This window comes from Tenacibaculum sp. M1.3A (assembly GCF_057732375.1).
The window spans coordinates 25220-42546 of record NZ_JBYJEF010000005.1 but is presented as its reverse complement, the minus strand read 5'-3'; the positions used below and the strand labels follow the sequence as shown (position 1 = coordinate 42546).

Genomic DNA, 17327 nt, shown 5'->3' with positions numbered 1-17327 from the left:
ATAAAATGATAAAAAACATTGAAAACATTGAGCTTCATTATTTAACATTAACTGATTATAAACAGTTAAAAGAAGCTATGATTCAGGCTTATTCAAGTATGCCGGATTCTTATTGGAAAGAAAATCAAATTAAATCTTTAATTGACAAATTCCCTGAAGGGCAAGTTGTTATAAAGATAAATGGAGATTTAGCTGGTTGTGCACTTTCTATTAAATTAGATTATGATAGTTTCGATGACCAACATACCTACGAAGATATTACAGGTAATTATACATTTGACACTCATAATGAAGATGGTGATGTGTTATACGGAATAGACGTTTTTATAAAATCGGAGTACAGAGGTTTACGTTTAGGCAGAAGATTGTATGATTACAGAAAAGAATTAGCTGAAAAACAAAATTTAAGAGGAATTGCGTTTGGAGGTAGAATTCCGAATTATCATAAATATGCGTCAACTTTATCACCAAAAGAATATATAGAAAGCGTAAAACGTAAAGAAATTCAAGACCCTGTTTTAAACTTTCAAATTTCAAATGATTTTCATCCATCAAAAATTTTAAAAGGATATTTAGAAGGTGATAAAAATTCTGGTGAATTTGCTGTTTTATTAGAATGGGATAATATTTACTACGAAAAAAAAACTAAGAAGGCAGCTACAAAGAAAAAAGTGGTGCGTTTAGGATTAATTCAGTGGCAAATGCGTTTGTATAAAGATTTGGAAGAATTAATGCAGCAAGCTGAATACTTTGTAGATGCAGTTTCTGCTTACAGATCTGATTTCGCATTATTTCCCGAGTTTTTTAATGCTCCTTTAATGGCAGACAATAATCACTTGCCAGAATCGGAAGCTATTAGAGAATTAGCAAAATATACCCCGCAAATTGTTCAGAAATTCTCTGAATTGGCAATTACGTATAACATTAATATTATTACTGGTAGTATGCCAGAAATTAAAGATGAACTGTTATACAATGCTGGTTATATATGCAAAAGAGATGGCTCTACAGATCGCTATGAAAAATTACATGTTACACCAGATGAAGCTAAAGTTTGGGGAATGCAAGGCGGAAATGAGCTGAAAACTTTTGATACAGATTGTGGTAAAATTGGTGTTTTAATTTGTTATGATTCTGAGTTTCCTGAATTAAGTAGAATTTTAGCAGAAGAAGGAATGGATATTTTGTTTGTTCCGTTTTTAACAGATACTCAAAACGGATATTCAAGAGTACGCCATTGCGCGCAAGCCAGAGCAATAGAAAACGAATGTTATGTTGCCATTGCTGGTAGTGTTGGTAATTTACCAAAAGTAAACAATATGGATATTCAGTACGCACAATCTATGGTTTTTACACCTTGTGATTTTTCTTTTCCTGCAAACGGAATAAAAGCAGAAGCAACCACAAATACTGAAATGATTTTAATTGCTGATGTAGATTTAGATTTACTAAAGGATTTAAACCAATTTGGTAGCGTACGAAATTTAAAAGATAGAAGAACAGATATTTTTGAAGTAAGAAAAATAGCCAAATAATAATTTAAAATATAAAAAACATCTCGATACAAAATTTCTGAAAAAGAAATTTCACTCGATGTGACAGTGAAAAAATAATTATTAAAAACGACTGCTGTCAGTTCGAGTGGTTTTTCTTTTTTGAAAAATCGTATCGAGAACAAATAAATAAAAATGAGTAAACCAATATCAAATTTTATAGAAAAATACTTTTTACACTTTAACGCAGCATCTTTAGTAGATGCTGCCAAAGGGTACGAAACACAATTAGAAAAAGGTTCTAAAATGTTAGTTTCCCTGGCAGGTGCAATGAGTACGGCTGAATTAGGTAAAATTTTTGCAGAAATGATTCGTCAAGATAAAGTACATATTATTTCATGTACAGGTGCTAACTTAGAAGAAGATGTAATGAATTTAGTGGCACATTCTCATTACAAACGCATACCTAACTACCGCGATTTAACACCCCAAGACGAGTGGGATTTACTAGAAAAAGGTTTAAACCGTGTTACAGATACTTGTATCCCTGAAGAAGAAGCTTTTAGAAGAATTCAAGAGCATATTGTAAAAATTTGGAAAGATGCAGAAGCAAAAGGTGAACGTTATTTGCCACATGAGTATATGTACAAATTATTGTTATCTGGCGTTTTAGAAGAATACTACGAGATAGATATTAAAGATTCTTGGATGTATGCTGCTGCAGAAAAAAACTTACCAATTATTTGTCCTGGCTGGGAAGATTCTACCATGGGGAACATTTTTGCTTCTTATGTTTTAAAAGGAGAGTTAAAAGCAAATACGGTAAAATCGGGTATAGAATACATGACTTTCCTTGCCGATTGGTATACAAATAATTCTGAAAACGGAATTGGCTTTTTCCAAATAGGTGGTGGTATTGCAGGAGATTTCCCTATCTGTGTTGTGCCAATGCTATACCAAGATATGGAAAAACCGGAAACGCCATTTTGGAGCTATTTCTGTCAGATTTCAGATTCTACAACTAGTTATGGTTCATATTCTGGAGCAGTACCAAATGAGAAAATTACTTGGGGTAAATTAGATATTGATACGCCAAAGTTTATTATAGAAAGTGATGCTACTATTGTTGCTCCGTTAATTTTCGCCTATCTATTAAAAATGTAAAAGAATGAAAAGAGTCATTGTAAACTACGAAAAACTAACAGCTAGTATTTTAGATTTGTTAATTAAAGAATATCCTAACGGATACGATCATAGTGATATTATTTCGTTTAAAAATTCCAAAAACGAAACTATTAAAGCTGTAGAGGTTAAAACAGATGACACTTTATATTTAGTGAAAATCAGTTCTAAACTAGAGCAAACAATGGAAGACTATGCTGATGATGAAGACTCTTTTGATGAGATTAATTTCAATGAAGAATTTGATTAGCTCTTATTAAATATCTTTTTTTACAATATAAAAAAAGCAACCAAATTTGGTTGCTTTTTTTGTATTGTAAATTCTAAAAAACTACATTTTTAAAATGATAAATTCAGACCTTCTATTTAGTTGATGTTCAATAGAACTACATTTCACACCGTTTAAACATTTATTAAGTAACTGAGACTCTCCATATCCCTTAGCGCTGTCAATTCTAGTTGATTCAATACCACTCTTAATTAAATATTCTTTTGTTGATTTAGCTCTTCTGTCCGACAAACTTAAGTTGTATGAGTCTGTGTTTCGCGAATCGGTATGCGACTCTACTTTTATCACCATTTTTGGATATTGCATCATTAAAATAACAATTTTATTAAGTTCAATAGCTGCATCACCTCTAATATCAGATTCATTAAGATCAAAATAAATAATTCCAATTTTAATTTTTAACAATCCACCTTCTTCAACTATAAGTTTATTTAATGTTTCTAAACCTAACGGAACAAAAGTTTCTCCGCTCTTCTCTCCTGTTAATAATTTTTTATCTTTTTGTTTATATCCTGTTTTCGAAGCTACAACCTTATATTTTGTTTTACAATTTATGGTTTTATTAAATGCATAAGTTCCGTTTACATTTGTAATCGTTGTCTCTAAAACCTCTTTTTCTTCATCATACAGTATTACTTTTACATTTGCGATATGTTCGCCTGTAATACTATTAGATACTATTCCTTTTACGAATTGATTACATACTGGTGCTGATTCAATAGGTGTTCTAATAAATGAATAAATATCATCATCTCCTTTTCCTAGTTTTCTGTTAGATGACACAAAACCTGTATTTTGATCTTCTTTAATAATAAAAGAAAAATCATCTAACTCACTATTTAAAGGTGCCCCTAAGTTTAAAGGATTTGTAAAATCATCATCTTTAATAGTACTCTGAAAAACATCTAAACCACCTAAACCTAAATGTCCGTCTGAAGCAAAGTACAATCTATTATCAGTTATATAAGGAAACATTTCACGTCCTGCTGTATTTATCTTTTCTCCTAAATTTCTAGGTCTAGAATAACCAACGTATACCGAATCACTTTTATTATTTACTTTACCTTCTAATATATCAACTACAAAAATATCTGTTGCACCTATAGAGCCGGGCATATCAGAAACAAAGTATAATAACTTTCCATCATTACTAACTGCTGGATGACCTACCGAATATTTTTCACTATTAAAAGGTAATTCTTTTACATTATTCCATTCAGAAATACTATCGTTGCCTTTTCTTATTAAATCTGCACTGTATAATTTTAAATGGTTTGTACCTTCATCGTCTCTACCTAACTCACCATCATAATTGTTTCTAGTAAAATAAACTCTTTTCTCATTAGGTGAAAAAGCTAATGTTGCTTCATGATATCTCGTATTTAAATTTTCAGAAAAATCTCCCTCTTTTTTAACATCTGCACTTGTTTCATTTATTGTAGCCAAGTACATGTTTAAAAAAGGTTGTTGATTCCACTGATAAATCCTGGTATGATAATTTGATGAATCTACAGCTGATGAATAAATTAATTTATCTTTATAATACATTGGTCCAAAATCTGAATATTTTGTATTTGTAGATAGATTATTTAAAATAAACTGAGGTTCTATATTTAATACATCTTCTATTGTTTGATTTTCTTGATTGTATTTTTTGGATCTATCATCTGTTTTCTCTGTTCTCTTAGAGAACTTTTTCATCCAGTATTTTGCCTCTTTATATTTACCAATACCTTCTAAAGTATGTGCATATTTAAATAAATATTCTGAATTTATTTTTGATGAATAATTTGAGATCAATTCTTTGTAAATACGGTTTGCATTTTTCATATCTGTATTAAAAAAGTAAGAATCTCCTGCTTTTTTTAATACACTTAAATAATCTGCTTCTTTACTCTCTTTTTTGCTTAAACTTTTTAACTCTTTTTCATAAAGTGTTGCAGCTTCTTTATACCACATCCTTTTAAAGAGCTTATCTGCTTTTGGCGTTAAGCTGTTTATTTTTTGGTCGTACGTTTTGCTACTTTGTGCAAAAGATAAATTATTCACACACAAGACTAATAATATTATAATTACTTTTTTCATTTTTATAAAATTTAAAAGAAACGAGGTGATTTTAATTGTTTTTCTTTGGTTATTAATTCATAACGTAGCATTATTTCATGTGTACCCGAATTAAAGTCTCCTAACCTTGTCGTTGTTAAATCATAAGAGTATCCTAATAATATTCTTGGACTTATTTGAAAACCTAACAACCCACTAACAGAATCATCCCAACGATAAGCTACTCCTAATCTTACAGTATCATCTATTAAAAAATTGGCAGATAAATCAACAATTGCAGGAGCTCCTGCTACAAACTTACCTAAAAAAGCAGGTTTAAACTTTACACTTGAACTAAGGTCAAATACCTTACCTGCTATTAAAAAATAATGTAATCGTTCTGCACTAACTTTATAATTATTACTACTAAAATCATCTCTATCAAAATGATTTTTAGTTAAAAAATTAGGTACTGATAATCCGACATATGATTTTTCATTACGCCAGTAAACACCCGCTCCAATTGTTGGCAAAAATTTATTATTAATAGATGCTACATCTGTTTGATTTTGAAAACCATCAAATAAATCAACATTTAATAATCTAGCCCCTCCCTTCATTCCAAAAGAAAGTTGACTATCATTATTTAAACGTAAAGTATATGAAACACTTGCGTCTATATACGTTTCTTTTGACGGCCCCAAACGGTCATTTACAAACGATAATCCTACTCCTACATTTTTACCTACTGGAGACTCTATACTTAACGTTTGTGTTTGCGGAGCACCATCAATACCAACCCACTGTGTTCTATGCAGTGCTGTTACCGATAAATGCCCTCTAGAACCAGCATAAGCTGAATTTACAGTCATTGTATTAAACATGTAGTTCGTATACTGAGGATCTTGTTGTGCACTACTACTTATGGTAGTAAAAATTAGAAACAAGATTATTGAAATTTTAAATTTTAAATTCATTTTCGTTTTTTTTCTAAAAGATTTTTTTCTTATTCTAATTTTTATCTAACAATATATAACCAACCTACTTTCGATTTAGTTCCGTCTCCTAAATCTAACACATAATAATAAGTCCCTACTGGTAGTTGCTCATCTTTTGTAATAACAGCTCTTCCGTTTGAAGTACCATTAAATGTATTATCATATCCATCCTTAGAGTACACTATATTACCCCATCTATTATAAACTTCCAATCTATTATCTGGGTAGTTCTGAATACAATCAATATAAAAAACATCATTAGCTCCATTTCCGTTAGGTGAGAATTTGTTATGAATAGTAAGACAAATAGGTGTTATTCCTATACTTGAACTATCATTATTAGTATCAGAGTCTATTTGATCTAAAGATTGTAATGATGCAGTATTTATATAATCATTAACATCTAAAACCCTTACTTCAATTTCTAACATTTGAACATCTCCTACATCTACAAGTGGTAAACTCCATACACCTAAGTTTTCATCATAAATGCCTGATGTTGCTATTGATGATATGTATTCATAACCTAGCGGTAACGCTTCTGCAATAATAACAGTTGTTGCAGGTATTGTTCCTTCGTTTGTTACTGATATTGTAAATGTTATAACATCTCCTATCGATGGCTCTGTTAAATCTACAGTTTTTACAACTGCAATATCTGCTGTTGGCGTATTGATAGAAGCATTAGAACTGTTATTACTAAGATCTGGATCAAATTGATCACTTGTTATAATATTAACTGTATTTAAATATTCATCACCTTGTAATGTTGGGTTATTTACTGTTGCTTCATAAGTAATTGTTAAGCCTGTTAATGGCACATTTAAATTAGACCAACTTATAATATTTGCACTTAAAATACCTCCATCGCTTATATTATTTATATTACTATAACCTATAGGCATAATATCTTCCATAGCTACTCCTGTTGCTGCATCAGGCCCTAAATTATTTAATTGTAATGTAAATGTAATTACATCTCCTACGTTTGCATTTTCATTACTTACAGATTTAACTAATTCTAAATCTGAAATAGCTACTTGTACTACAAAATTAGCTTCATCATCATCAGATATTCCATCATTTAGATCATCAGATGAAACATCACTGTTAACATCACTATCCGGATCTATTTGATCTGATGCTGTTATTTCTGTAAAATTAATAAACTCATTTGCTGTACCTGTTGGCGAATTAACAATAACATCTATAAATAATGTTTGAGATCCGTTAGCAGAAACATTATCTACAATCCACAATCCAGTTAATGGGTCATAAACTCCTGATGTTGCACTAAACTGTTGGTATGTAAATCCTATTGGAAGTATATCTAACACTGCTACATTTGTTGCGTTATTAGGACCTGCATTATTTACATTAATTTGAAAACGTAATGCATCACCTGGTTGCGCTGTTGTTATACCACCTACTGTTGTTTTACTTATAGAAAGGTCTGCAATTGACTGAATTGGAGTTGTATTTGCTTCTGCATAATCGTCTTCAGTGGTTACTCCATTTCCTGGTGTAGAATCACTATCTAGAATATTTGACCCTGTTATTTCAGCTGTATTTAAGTAAACACCTGTTGGTTTTACAGTTACATCTATTAATAACGTTTCTACTGCTCCGTTTACTAAATTACCTATAGTCCATTCTCCTGTAATTTCATTATAGTTTCCTGTTGAAGAACTAAATGTTTGAAAATCGTAACCTGTCGGTAATAAATCTGTTACAATTATTCCACTTGCATCTTCAGGTCCGTCATTAGTTACGGTTAATTTAAATGTAATTTCATCACCTACCAACGGTGTTACATCACCATCAATAACTTCTTTTGTTAAAGATAAATCAGCTAAAGGTGTTATCGGTGTAACTATCGCGTTATCCATATCATCTTCTGATAATATTCCGTTACCATGTACTGAATCCGAATCATTACCGTTAGAAGACATTACCTCTGCAATATTTGTATAGTTACCTGTTGATAAAACTATTGCTGTTACTGTTAATGTTTGAGATGTTCCATTTGGCATATCATCCAATCCGTCCCATACCCCAGTAGTTGGTGTATAAAAACCTGATGACACCGTATGACTTACATAACTATAACCTGAAGGTAATAAATCTAACACATCTATTCCTGTTGCTGTATTAGGACCATCATTAGTTACTATAATATCAAATGTAACTTCATTTCCTATGATTGGAGAATAATTACCATCTGTTACCACTTTCGTTAATGAAAGATCTGAATTTGATAATATAGGTATTACTACTGTGTCATCCATATCGTCTTCTAACAATATTCCATTACCATGTACCGAATCGAAATCGAATTCATTTGCAAACATAACTTCTGCAATATTGTTATAATTACCTGTTGATAATACTACTGCTGTTAATGTTAAAGTTTGAGATGTACCATTTGGCATATCATCTAGTCCATCCCATAACCCCGATGCTGGTGTATAGAAACCTGATGATATAGTATGATTTACATAACTATATCCTGAAGGTAATAAATCTAATACATTCACCCCTGTTGCCGAACTTGGTCCGTCATTAGTTACCACAATATCAAATGTAATCTCATTACCTATAATTGGTGTGTAATTACCATCTGTTACTACTTTAGTTAATGATAAATCTGCTTGCTCAACTACTGGAGTTACACTTGTTTCATCATCATCCGCTATTCCATCTGCTAAATCATCTACTAATGAATCACTCGTTACATCACTATCTGGATCAAACTGATTACTTGCCGTTATCGATGCTGTATTTGTATAACTTATTCCTGCGCCTGGTGCTAATACCGTCGCTTGGTAACTTACACTGATACTTCCATTGTTTGATGGTACACTTAATCCTGTCCAATCTATTGTAGTTCCTGTTGCTACTCCTCCATTATTTATCGCTCCAATTGTATAACCGTTTGGTACAATATCTTCAAGTGAAACTCCTGTGGCTACATCTGGGCCTGCATTGCTTACTGTTAAAGTAAATGTTACTACATCTCCTACATTTGGCGACATATCACTCGATACTTTTACAATACTTAAATCTGATTGTTGAATCGTTACCCCTACTGAGCTCTCATCGTCATCAGCAATTCCATCATTATTATCATCTACTGTAGCATCACTGGTTACATCACTATCTGGATCAAATTGATCACTTGCCGTAATTGCTGCTCTATTTAAATACTCATTTACTGCTCCTGTTGGTGCATCTACTGTTGCATCAAAAGTTAAACTTATTGATCCGCCATTTGAAACGGTTAAACCTGACCAACTTACAGTGTCTGTTGTTCCGCCTAAACTTCCTGCTCCACTGATACTCGCTATCGCACTATATCCTGATGGCACTACATCTACTACACTTACTCCTGTGGCATCATTGTTTCCGCCATTGCTTACCAATAATGTAAAGGTTACTACATCGCCTACATTTGGATTTGCATTACTTACACTTTTTAATAAACTTAAATCTGCTGTTTGCGGTGTAATAGCTGAGGCTACTTCATCATCTTCACTCTGATCGCCATCATCATTATCTGGTGTACTGTTTGGATCAAATTGATCACTTGCCGTTATCTCTGCGATATTAACATGACTGATTCCTGATCCTGGCGCTAATACTCTTGCGGTATAACTTAAATCTAACGTATTACTTCCTGCCGTTGCTGATACATTCAATCCATTCCAACTTAATACATTTCCTGTTTGAGTGGCTGTTCCTGAACTTACTATCGCTAAACCATTCGGTACTGTATCTACAACACTTACTCCTGTTGCATCACTCGTTCCGTCGTTCGTAACTGTAACAGTATACGTAATAACTTCGCCTACATTTGGACTCGATACACTCGGTACTTTAGCTAAGGATAAATCTGCTTGACTTGGTGTTGCTGTCTCATTATCTTGATCGTCTTCTGCTAAAACATCATTTCCTGGTGTACTGTTATTATCAAATTGATCACTCGCCATTATTTGAGCTACATTAGTATATTCTGATGCAACTCCCGTTGGTGCATTTACTTCTACTTGATACGTAACACTTAATCCTGTTAAAGGAATCGTTAAGTTAGACCAGTTTATTGTTGTTGCTCCGACATTGTAAACTCCCGAATTATCTATACTTCCTGATACTAAACCAAATCCTACTGGTAAAATATCTTCAATACTCACTCCGCTTGCTACATTTGGTCCTGCATTACTCAAGGCAACCGTAAAGGTTAAAACATCACCTACTTCTACATTCGATCCATTTACATCTACAAAACTTTTTACTAAACTTAAGTTTGATTGTTGGGGTACTATTGTAAAATCAGTATCATCATCTTCATTCGTGGTACTCTGTGGTACACTTGGATCACTGTTTGGATCAAATTGATCACTGGCTGTAATCTGTGCTACATTTTTATACTCATCTAAGGCTCCAGTCGGTGCATTTACCGTTGCTTGATACGTTAAGGTTAATAACCCACTATTTGGTATTACTAAATTATTCCATGTTGCCGTATTTCCTAAAGAGGTTCCGCCGTTATTAATTGTTCCTAATGTATAACCTGCTGGTAAAATATCTACTACACTTACGCCAGTAGCATTACTTGTTCCTGCATTACTTACTATCAATTCAAACGTTAATACATCGCCTACATTTGGGGTAGCACTTCCGCTTGATAAGCCTTTAGTAATACTTAAATCTGCTTGCTCAACTACTGGAGTTACACTTGTTTCATCATCATCCGCTATTCCATCTGCTAAATCATCTACTAATGAATCACTCGTTACATCACTATCTGGATCAAACTGATTACTTGCCGTTATCGATGCTGTATTTGTATAACTTATTCCTGCGCCTGGTGCTAATACCGTCGCTTGGTAACTTACACTGATACTTCCATTGTTTGATGGTACACTTAATCCTGTCCAATCTATTGTAGTTCCTGTTGCTACTCCTCCATTATTTATCGCTCCAATTGTATAACCGTTTGGTACAATATCCTGAAGTGATACTCCTGTAGCTACATCTGGGCCTGCATTGCTTACTGTTAAAGTAAATGTTACTACATCTCCTACATTTGGCGACATATCACTCGATACTTTTACAATACTTAAATCTGATTGTTGAATCGTTACCCCTACTGAGCTCTCATCGTCATCAGCAATCCCATCATTATTATCATCTACTGTAGCATCACTGGTTACATCACTATCTGGATCAAATTGATCACTTGCCGTAATTGCTGCTCTATTTAAATACTCATTTACTGCTCCTGTTGGTGCATCTACTGTTGCATCAAAAGTTAAACTTATTGATCCGCCATTTGAAACGGTTAAACCTGACCAACTTACAGTGTCTGTTGTTCCGCCTAAACTTCCTGCTCCACTGATACTCGCTATCGCACTATATCCTGATGGCACTACATCTACTACACTTACTCCTGTGGCATCATTGTTTCCGCCATTGCTTACCAATAATGTAAAGGTTACTACATCGCCTACATTTGGATTTGCATTACTTACACTTTTTAATAAACTTAAATCTGCTGTTTGCGGTGTAATGATAGAAGCTACTTCATCATCTTCACTCTGATCGCCATCATCATTATCTGGTGTACTGTTTGGATCAAATTGATCACTTGCCGTTATCTCTGCGATATTAACATGACTGATTCCTGATCCTGGCGCTAATACTCTTGCGGTATAACTTAAATCTAACGTATTACTTCCTGCCGTTGCTGATACATTCAATCCACTCCAACTTAATACATTTCCTGTTTGAGTGGCTGTTCCTGAACTTACTATTTGTAAACCATTCGGTACTGTATCTACAACACTTACTCCTGTTGCATCACTCGTTCCGTCGTTCGTAACTGTAACAGTATATGTAATAACATCACCTATATTTGGACTCGATACACTCGGTACTTTAGCTAAGGATAGGTTAGCGCTTTGTGGAATTACTGTAAATGTAATTTCGTCATCGTCATTGATTCCATCCCCTTTGTCATCAACTGTATTATCTGTTGATGGATCACTATCTGGGTCAAATTGATCACTTTCAGTTATACTTGCTGAGTTTCTATATTCGTTTGCAGCACCAGTTGGTGCATTTACCGTTGCAGTATAACGAACCTTAATATTATCATTTATTGGTATATTTAAATTTGACCAAGTAATTGTATTTGGTGTACTACCTATTGACCCTCCATTTAAAATGACTCCTAATGTATATCCACTTGGTAATATATCCTCTACTGTTACTCCTGTTGCAGAACTACTACTTGCTGGCGCTGCTGCATTACTTACTGTTAATTCAAAAGTTAATACATCTCCAACATTAGGAGTTACGCTTGAACCAGCCATTAAAGCTTTTGTTATACTTAAATCTGCTGATTGTAATGTAATCACCTGATTATCTTCATCATCTTCACTTTGATCACCATCATCATTATTAGGATCACTATTAGAGTCCTCACCATCTGCTGCTGTTATTTGTGCTATATTTTTATATTCATCTACAGCTCCTGTTGATGCATTAATGGTTGCCTGGTATGTTAATTGAATTCCATTAGAATTACCTACCTGAACGGTTAAACCACTCCATGTAATAGTATTTCCTGTTAACGTTCCTGCATTACTAATGTTAGCAATATTACTATACCCTACAGGTAAAACATCTGCAACACTTACATTTGTACCTATACTTGGACCTGAATTTGTTAAAGTTATTTTAAAGGTTACTATACTTCCAACATTTGGAGTTGAATTATCTACACTTTTAACTAAACTTAAATTAGCACATTGCTCTATTATAACTGTAACCGCTACTTTTGCACTTTCACATATTCCGTTTGAATTACTAACGTAATATGTTTTACTACCAATTGTTGATGTATTGGGTATAGGTGCTGATGACAACATCGTTGTTGCATTAGAATCATACCAAACAATTGTGCCTGAACCTGTAGCTGTTAATTGAGGTGCTGGACTATATTGACAATAAGTAATATTGCTTATTGTTGTTGGTAATTCTGGTACAGAAATTTCCTCTACCTCAAATTCCGTAGAAGTTGTATTTCCACAATTTTCTGCATCAGTTACTATAACTTTATAAAACCCAGGTTGTAATCCAGTATAACTTCCATCTAAATCACCATCGGATTGAGAGGTATTAACAAAAGTACCTCCAGAGCTAGTTGCATATACTAAATCATATACTAAAGGAGCTACGCCCCCTGAAGCTGAAGCTGTAACTGAACCATTACTATAGTCTTGACAACTATCTGTTCCATTGATTGACGCTATTATAGCTGTAGTTGGACCTACTATTGTTATTGTTACATTATCTGTTGCGGGAGTACATGTTGGACCATTAGAAACCGTCCAAGTTAAAATAGCTGTTTCTCCTGGTGCTGCCCCAGTTAATGTTAATGATGTGGTTGGACTACTAGGACTATCGAAAGCCACAGTGAAATCTGGAGAAGAATTAACACTCCATGTACCAACACCTACCGAAGGTGCTACGGCAATTAATTGTGGGTTTACAGTACACACATTCATAGCAGCTGGTCCAGCATCAGCAGTTGGTTGTTCATAAACTATAATAGCCATGTCATCAGTTTTTCTACATGATGATCCTGCTACTCCATTACTTGTTGTCCATCTAAAATAATAAACTCCTGGTGCTGTTAAACCACTTACTGGTGATATAGGATCAGAAGCTGTAAAGGTTGGTGTTGGAACACCTGAAGTACTAAGTGAGGGTAAAAAAGACCAAGTACCACCTGTTGCAGCTGTAGCATCCATAGTGGCTGTACCAGGTGCAGTTCCACAAATATTAATATCTGGTCCAGCAACCGCAGCTGGTGGTTCTTGATTTGTTACATTCATTGAATCTGACAATGATGCTGGCGAACAACCACCTCCTGGAGCGTTTAATGTATATGTAAATTCATAATCTTGACCTGGTGTAATAGTAGCTGTAGCAACATTATTACTAACAGCTGTAATTGTAGCTGATGCACCGCCTGAAGATGTATCTGTCCATGTTCCTTCTGAACCTGCTGTACCCTCTAAAACTACTTCAGTAACACCACATAAATTTTGATCTGATCCAGCATCAGCTGGAGCTATTACTGTTACCGTTACATCATCAGATGTCGTTAAGGCAGTATTACATGCTGAATCTCTACTTGGTTCTTCTGGCGATGTTACCCATCTAAATACATAATCACCAGTAACTAAACCACTAATTCCTGTACTAGGGTTATTCGCATCTGCAATTGATGGAGAATTTGGTCCAGAAATAAATTGCCAAGAACCTTTACCTACTTGTGGAGAAAATAATGCATTTAAATTACCACTATTACTATCACATGTTGTAAAATCTGCCCCTGCATTTGCTGCTGTAGGTTGATTTGCTATGGTAAAAACTACTCTATCGTTTGTAGCACAACTTGCGGTAAAAATTCTCCATTCAAACTCGTATAAACCATCAGTTAAATTAGAAAATGTTGCTGTTGGGCTATTAATATTATCAACAGTCCAACCACCACCACCGTAAGTTTGTACCCAAGTACCTTGACTTAATGGAGTAGCCGCTGCCATAGTTATAGAACCTGAACCACAAACATCTTGATCTGCCCCTGCTGAATAAGATGATGCAGGTGTAACGGAAACTGTTACTTCATCTGAAGTTGTATTGTTAGGACATTGCGCCCCCCCTGAAGCCGTCCATTTAAATACATAATTTCCTTCTTGTAAACTTGTTATTGTCGTATTAGGATCACTTGGCGATGTAATATCACCACCAGTAGGACCACTTTCTTTTGTCCATACACCATTACCATTTGTTATACTAGCTCCATTTAATGAAGTAGAATTACCGTTTAAACATATATCATCACCTGCATTTGCAATACTAGGCCCTGTATTATTATTTACAGTGATAAGAACATCATCTGTTACTGTACCACATTGATTTGTTATTGTATATGTAAATGTGTATACTGTATTTAATTGTAATCCTGACACTAATGTTTTAGGATTGTTTAGTGATACTATTGATGGACCTGATGGAGAAACACTCCAAGTGGCCAATTCATTTTCAAAAACATTAGTTCCATCTAGTTGATAGTTTCCAGAGCAAACTGTAGCATCTGCTCCTGCAAAGTTCCCTGAGTATGATGGATTACTTGTTGAAACAGCTACTTTAACTTCATCTGAATTACTTTCATTTAAAACTCCATTAGGCCCTGATGAAATGGCCCATCTGAAGTAATAAACTCCCCCTACCAAACCTGTCACAGGAGTTGATGGATCGTTTTCATCTGTAATTATTGCCGTATTTGGGCCACTTACTTGCGACCAAGTTCCTACTCCTTGAGAAGGAGTATTACCCGTTAATGTTATCTGAGTTGTTGGTGCACATACATAAATATCCGTTCCTGCATTTGCATTTACAGCTAAACCTGATATTTTAACTATAATATCATCTGAAGCCACAGTACAGCCTATATCTGTATTTCCACTTGGTTCTCTTGTTGCCCTTATAACATAAGTACCTATTTGAGTGAATGTTCTTGTAAAGTTATTAGCATTACCTATGTTGATTACCCCGGTAGTAGTTGGACCACTTATTACTTGATAACGTGTAGGTGTATTTATAGTTGGACCTGTTTCTTTGGTTACTCCAAATAGAATATCTGCTTCACCCGAACCATTTAATGTTGCAAAAATACATTCTGAAGGAGAACCATTATCTGTTAACGTTACTGATAAAGGGTTTTTAATAAATTTAATTTGAACATCACTAGAACTTGTACATGCTGTGCTTGTACCACTTGTTACAGTATATCGTAACCTATATAAAGCATTATCTCCCCCTGCATTAGCGTCTAAACCATACACTGTAGGCGTTACAACTCCTAACACAATATCTTGTTGGGTAACACCATCACTATTAAAAGTAGCGGTATTACCTGGGTTATTAATTATTTCCCACATAACTGTTTCTCCTGGTTTTTCTGGAGGGTTTGTAGCTAATGTGTATTGTGTTGTTGGGCTAGAAGGGTTATTACATATACGTATGTTACGGTCACTTATTAGAGAACCTGCATTTGTTACACTACCTGCTGGAGATGGAACTATAATTTCAATTGTATCTGTACCTGAAACACAAGCCCCATTTACTGTCCATCTAAAAACATAAGTACCGGTAACCAAAGGGCTAACATTAGTATTATTATTGGTAGAGCTACTAAAATTAGGGTTACTAGGACCACTAACTAATTCCCAAATACCTGCTGGTTGACCAGAAGCAGTATTACCTGCAAAAGAACCTTGTAGATTATAACTTGTATTAACATCGTAACATGCACTAAGTGTATCATCTGAACCTGCATTTACAGGAGATAAACCGCCTAAATTTGTTACATTAATTCTTGAAACACCATCACAAGTCGCTGGGTTTCCGTCGGTAAGTCTCCACTCTATAATAGAAGTACCTGCTGAACCTGTTGGAAATGTAATACCTGATGTATTTGACGTGGTGTCAGCAAAAGACACCCCCGCACCATTACCGCCTAAAACCGACCACTCACCTGTAAAGCCAGCTGGTGGTGCTGTACCAGATAAAAAGTATCCTCCTGGACAACCTGTTATATCAGAACCCGCATTAGTAGTTGGTGCATTTGTAACTGTTATGGTAACATCTTGTGAGGTTGGCAAACCATTACTACATAAAACCATTAGCCTAAACACATATGAATTACCACCTGTTGCCCCTGTTATTATGGGCTTATAAATTGATGGATTACTTATACCAACGGTTGGCCCAGAAACCTGAGACCATGATATTGTTGATATATTTACATTTGCATCTCCTGAACCATCTAACTGTAATTCAACTCCTTCACAAAAAGAAGCACTTGCCCCTGCATTAACTCCACAGTTAGGATTGGTTGCTTGTGCATAAATTTTAAATTGAAAAATAAATAGAAAAAGTATTAAACTAAATTTAAAGTATTTTTGTTTCATATACGTTAATTTACAATAAGGTAAAGATGATTTTGAATTAAATATTTTCATTAAGTAACAATTTTTAAACAATATACGTTTATGAACAACGTTCTATTTTAAGTACAAAACTTGGATAGTTTGATTTCATTTTTTCTTTTTTGTTAAAAATATAAAAAAATTTTAACATTTTTAACATTAAAAAATTCATATTAATAAATAAGACACTTATTTATTAATAATGTCACATAAAATAATTATGTATTTATATCTACAACTACTAAACCTATAATTT

Annotated in this window: 6 protein-coding genes; 3 read left to right on the top strand and 3 right to left on the bottom strand. The window is 34.0% G+C overall.

Annotated features, from left to right (window positions below; all coding sequences use genetic code 11):
- Positions 1-5: 5 nt before the first annotated feature.
- The 3 genes from AC28QF_RS08985 to AC28QF_RS08975 all read left to right on the top strand — a co-directional run bounded on the left by AC28QF_RS08985 (position 6) and on the right by AC28QF_RS08975 (position 2925).
- The gene (locus AC28QF_RS08985; protein ID WP_488201654.1) at positions 6-1535 is read left to right on the top strand and encodes a carbon-nitrogen hydrolase family protein; all 1530 of its coding nucleotides are present in this window, start codon (positions 6-8) and stop codon (positions 1533-1535) included.
- Positions 1536-1688: 153 nt separating this feature from the next.
- Positions 1689-2657: a deoxyhypusine synthase family protein gene (locus tag AC28QF_RS08980; protein WP_488201655.1), complete on the top strand. Its 969-nt coding sequence runs from the start codon at positions 1689-1691 to the stop codon at positions 2655-2657.
- Between the two features lie 4 nt (positions 2658-2661).
- The gene (locus tag AC28QF_RS08975; protein ID WP_488201656.1) at positions 2662-2925 is read left to right on the top strand and encodes a hypothetical protein; all 264 of its coding nucleotides are present in this window, start codon (positions 2662-2664) and stop codon (positions 2923-2925) included.
- A gap of 81 nt (positions 2926-3006) precedes the next feature.
- On the opposite strand, the gene AC28QF_RS08970 is transcribed toward AC28QF_RS08975, so the two are convergent.
- From AC28QF_RS08970 to AC28QF_RS08960, 3 genes are read right to left on the bottom strand one after another with little or no spacing between them, the layout of a single operon-like run.
- The gene (locus AC28QF_RS08970) at positions 3007-5049 is read right to left on the bottom strand and encodes an OmpA family protein (protein WP_488201657.1); all 2043 of its coding nucleotides are present in this window, start codon (positions 5047-5049) and stop codon (positions 3007-3009) included.
- A gap of 11 nt (positions 5050-5060) precedes the next feature.
- The gene (locus tag AC28QF_RS08965; protein ID WP_488201658.1) at positions 5061-5984 is read right to left on the bottom strand and encodes a PorP/SprF family type IX secretion system membrane protein; all 924 of its coding nucleotides are present in this window, start codon (positions 5982-5984) and stop codon (positions 5061-5063) included.
- A gap of 41 nt (positions 5985-6025) precedes the next feature.
- Entirely contained in the window at positions 6026-17104 is an 11079-nt protein-coding gene (locus AC28QF_RS08960) for a PKD domain-containing protein (RefSeq protein WP_488202419.1), read from the bottom strand.
- Positions 17105-17327: the final 223 nt, after the last annotated feature.

Coding starts and splice junctions, on each gene's coding strand:
- AC28QF_RS08985 (WP_488201654.1), top strand. CDS start 6: ATGATAAAAAACATTGAAAACATTGAGCTTCATTATTTAACATTAACT.
- AC28QF_RS08980 (WP_488201655.1), top strand. CDS start 1,689: ATGAGTAAACCAATATCAAATTTTATAGAAAAATACTTTTTACACTTT.
- AC28QF_RS08975 (WP_488201656.1), top strand. CDS start 2,662: ATGAAAAGAGTCATTGTAAACTACGAAAAACTAACAGCTAGTATTTTA.
- AC28QF_RS08970 (WP_488201657.1), bottom strand. CDS start 5,049: ATGAAAAAAGTAATTATAATATTATTAGTCTTGTGTGTGAATAATTTA.
- AC28QF_RS08965 (WP_488201658.1), bottom strand. CDS start 5,984: ATGAATTTAAAATTTAAAATTTCAATAATCTTGTTTCTAATTTTTACT.
- AC28QF_RS08960 (WP_488202419.1), bottom strand. CDS start 17,104: ATGAAAATATTTAATTCAAAATCATCTTTACCTTATTGTAAATTAACG.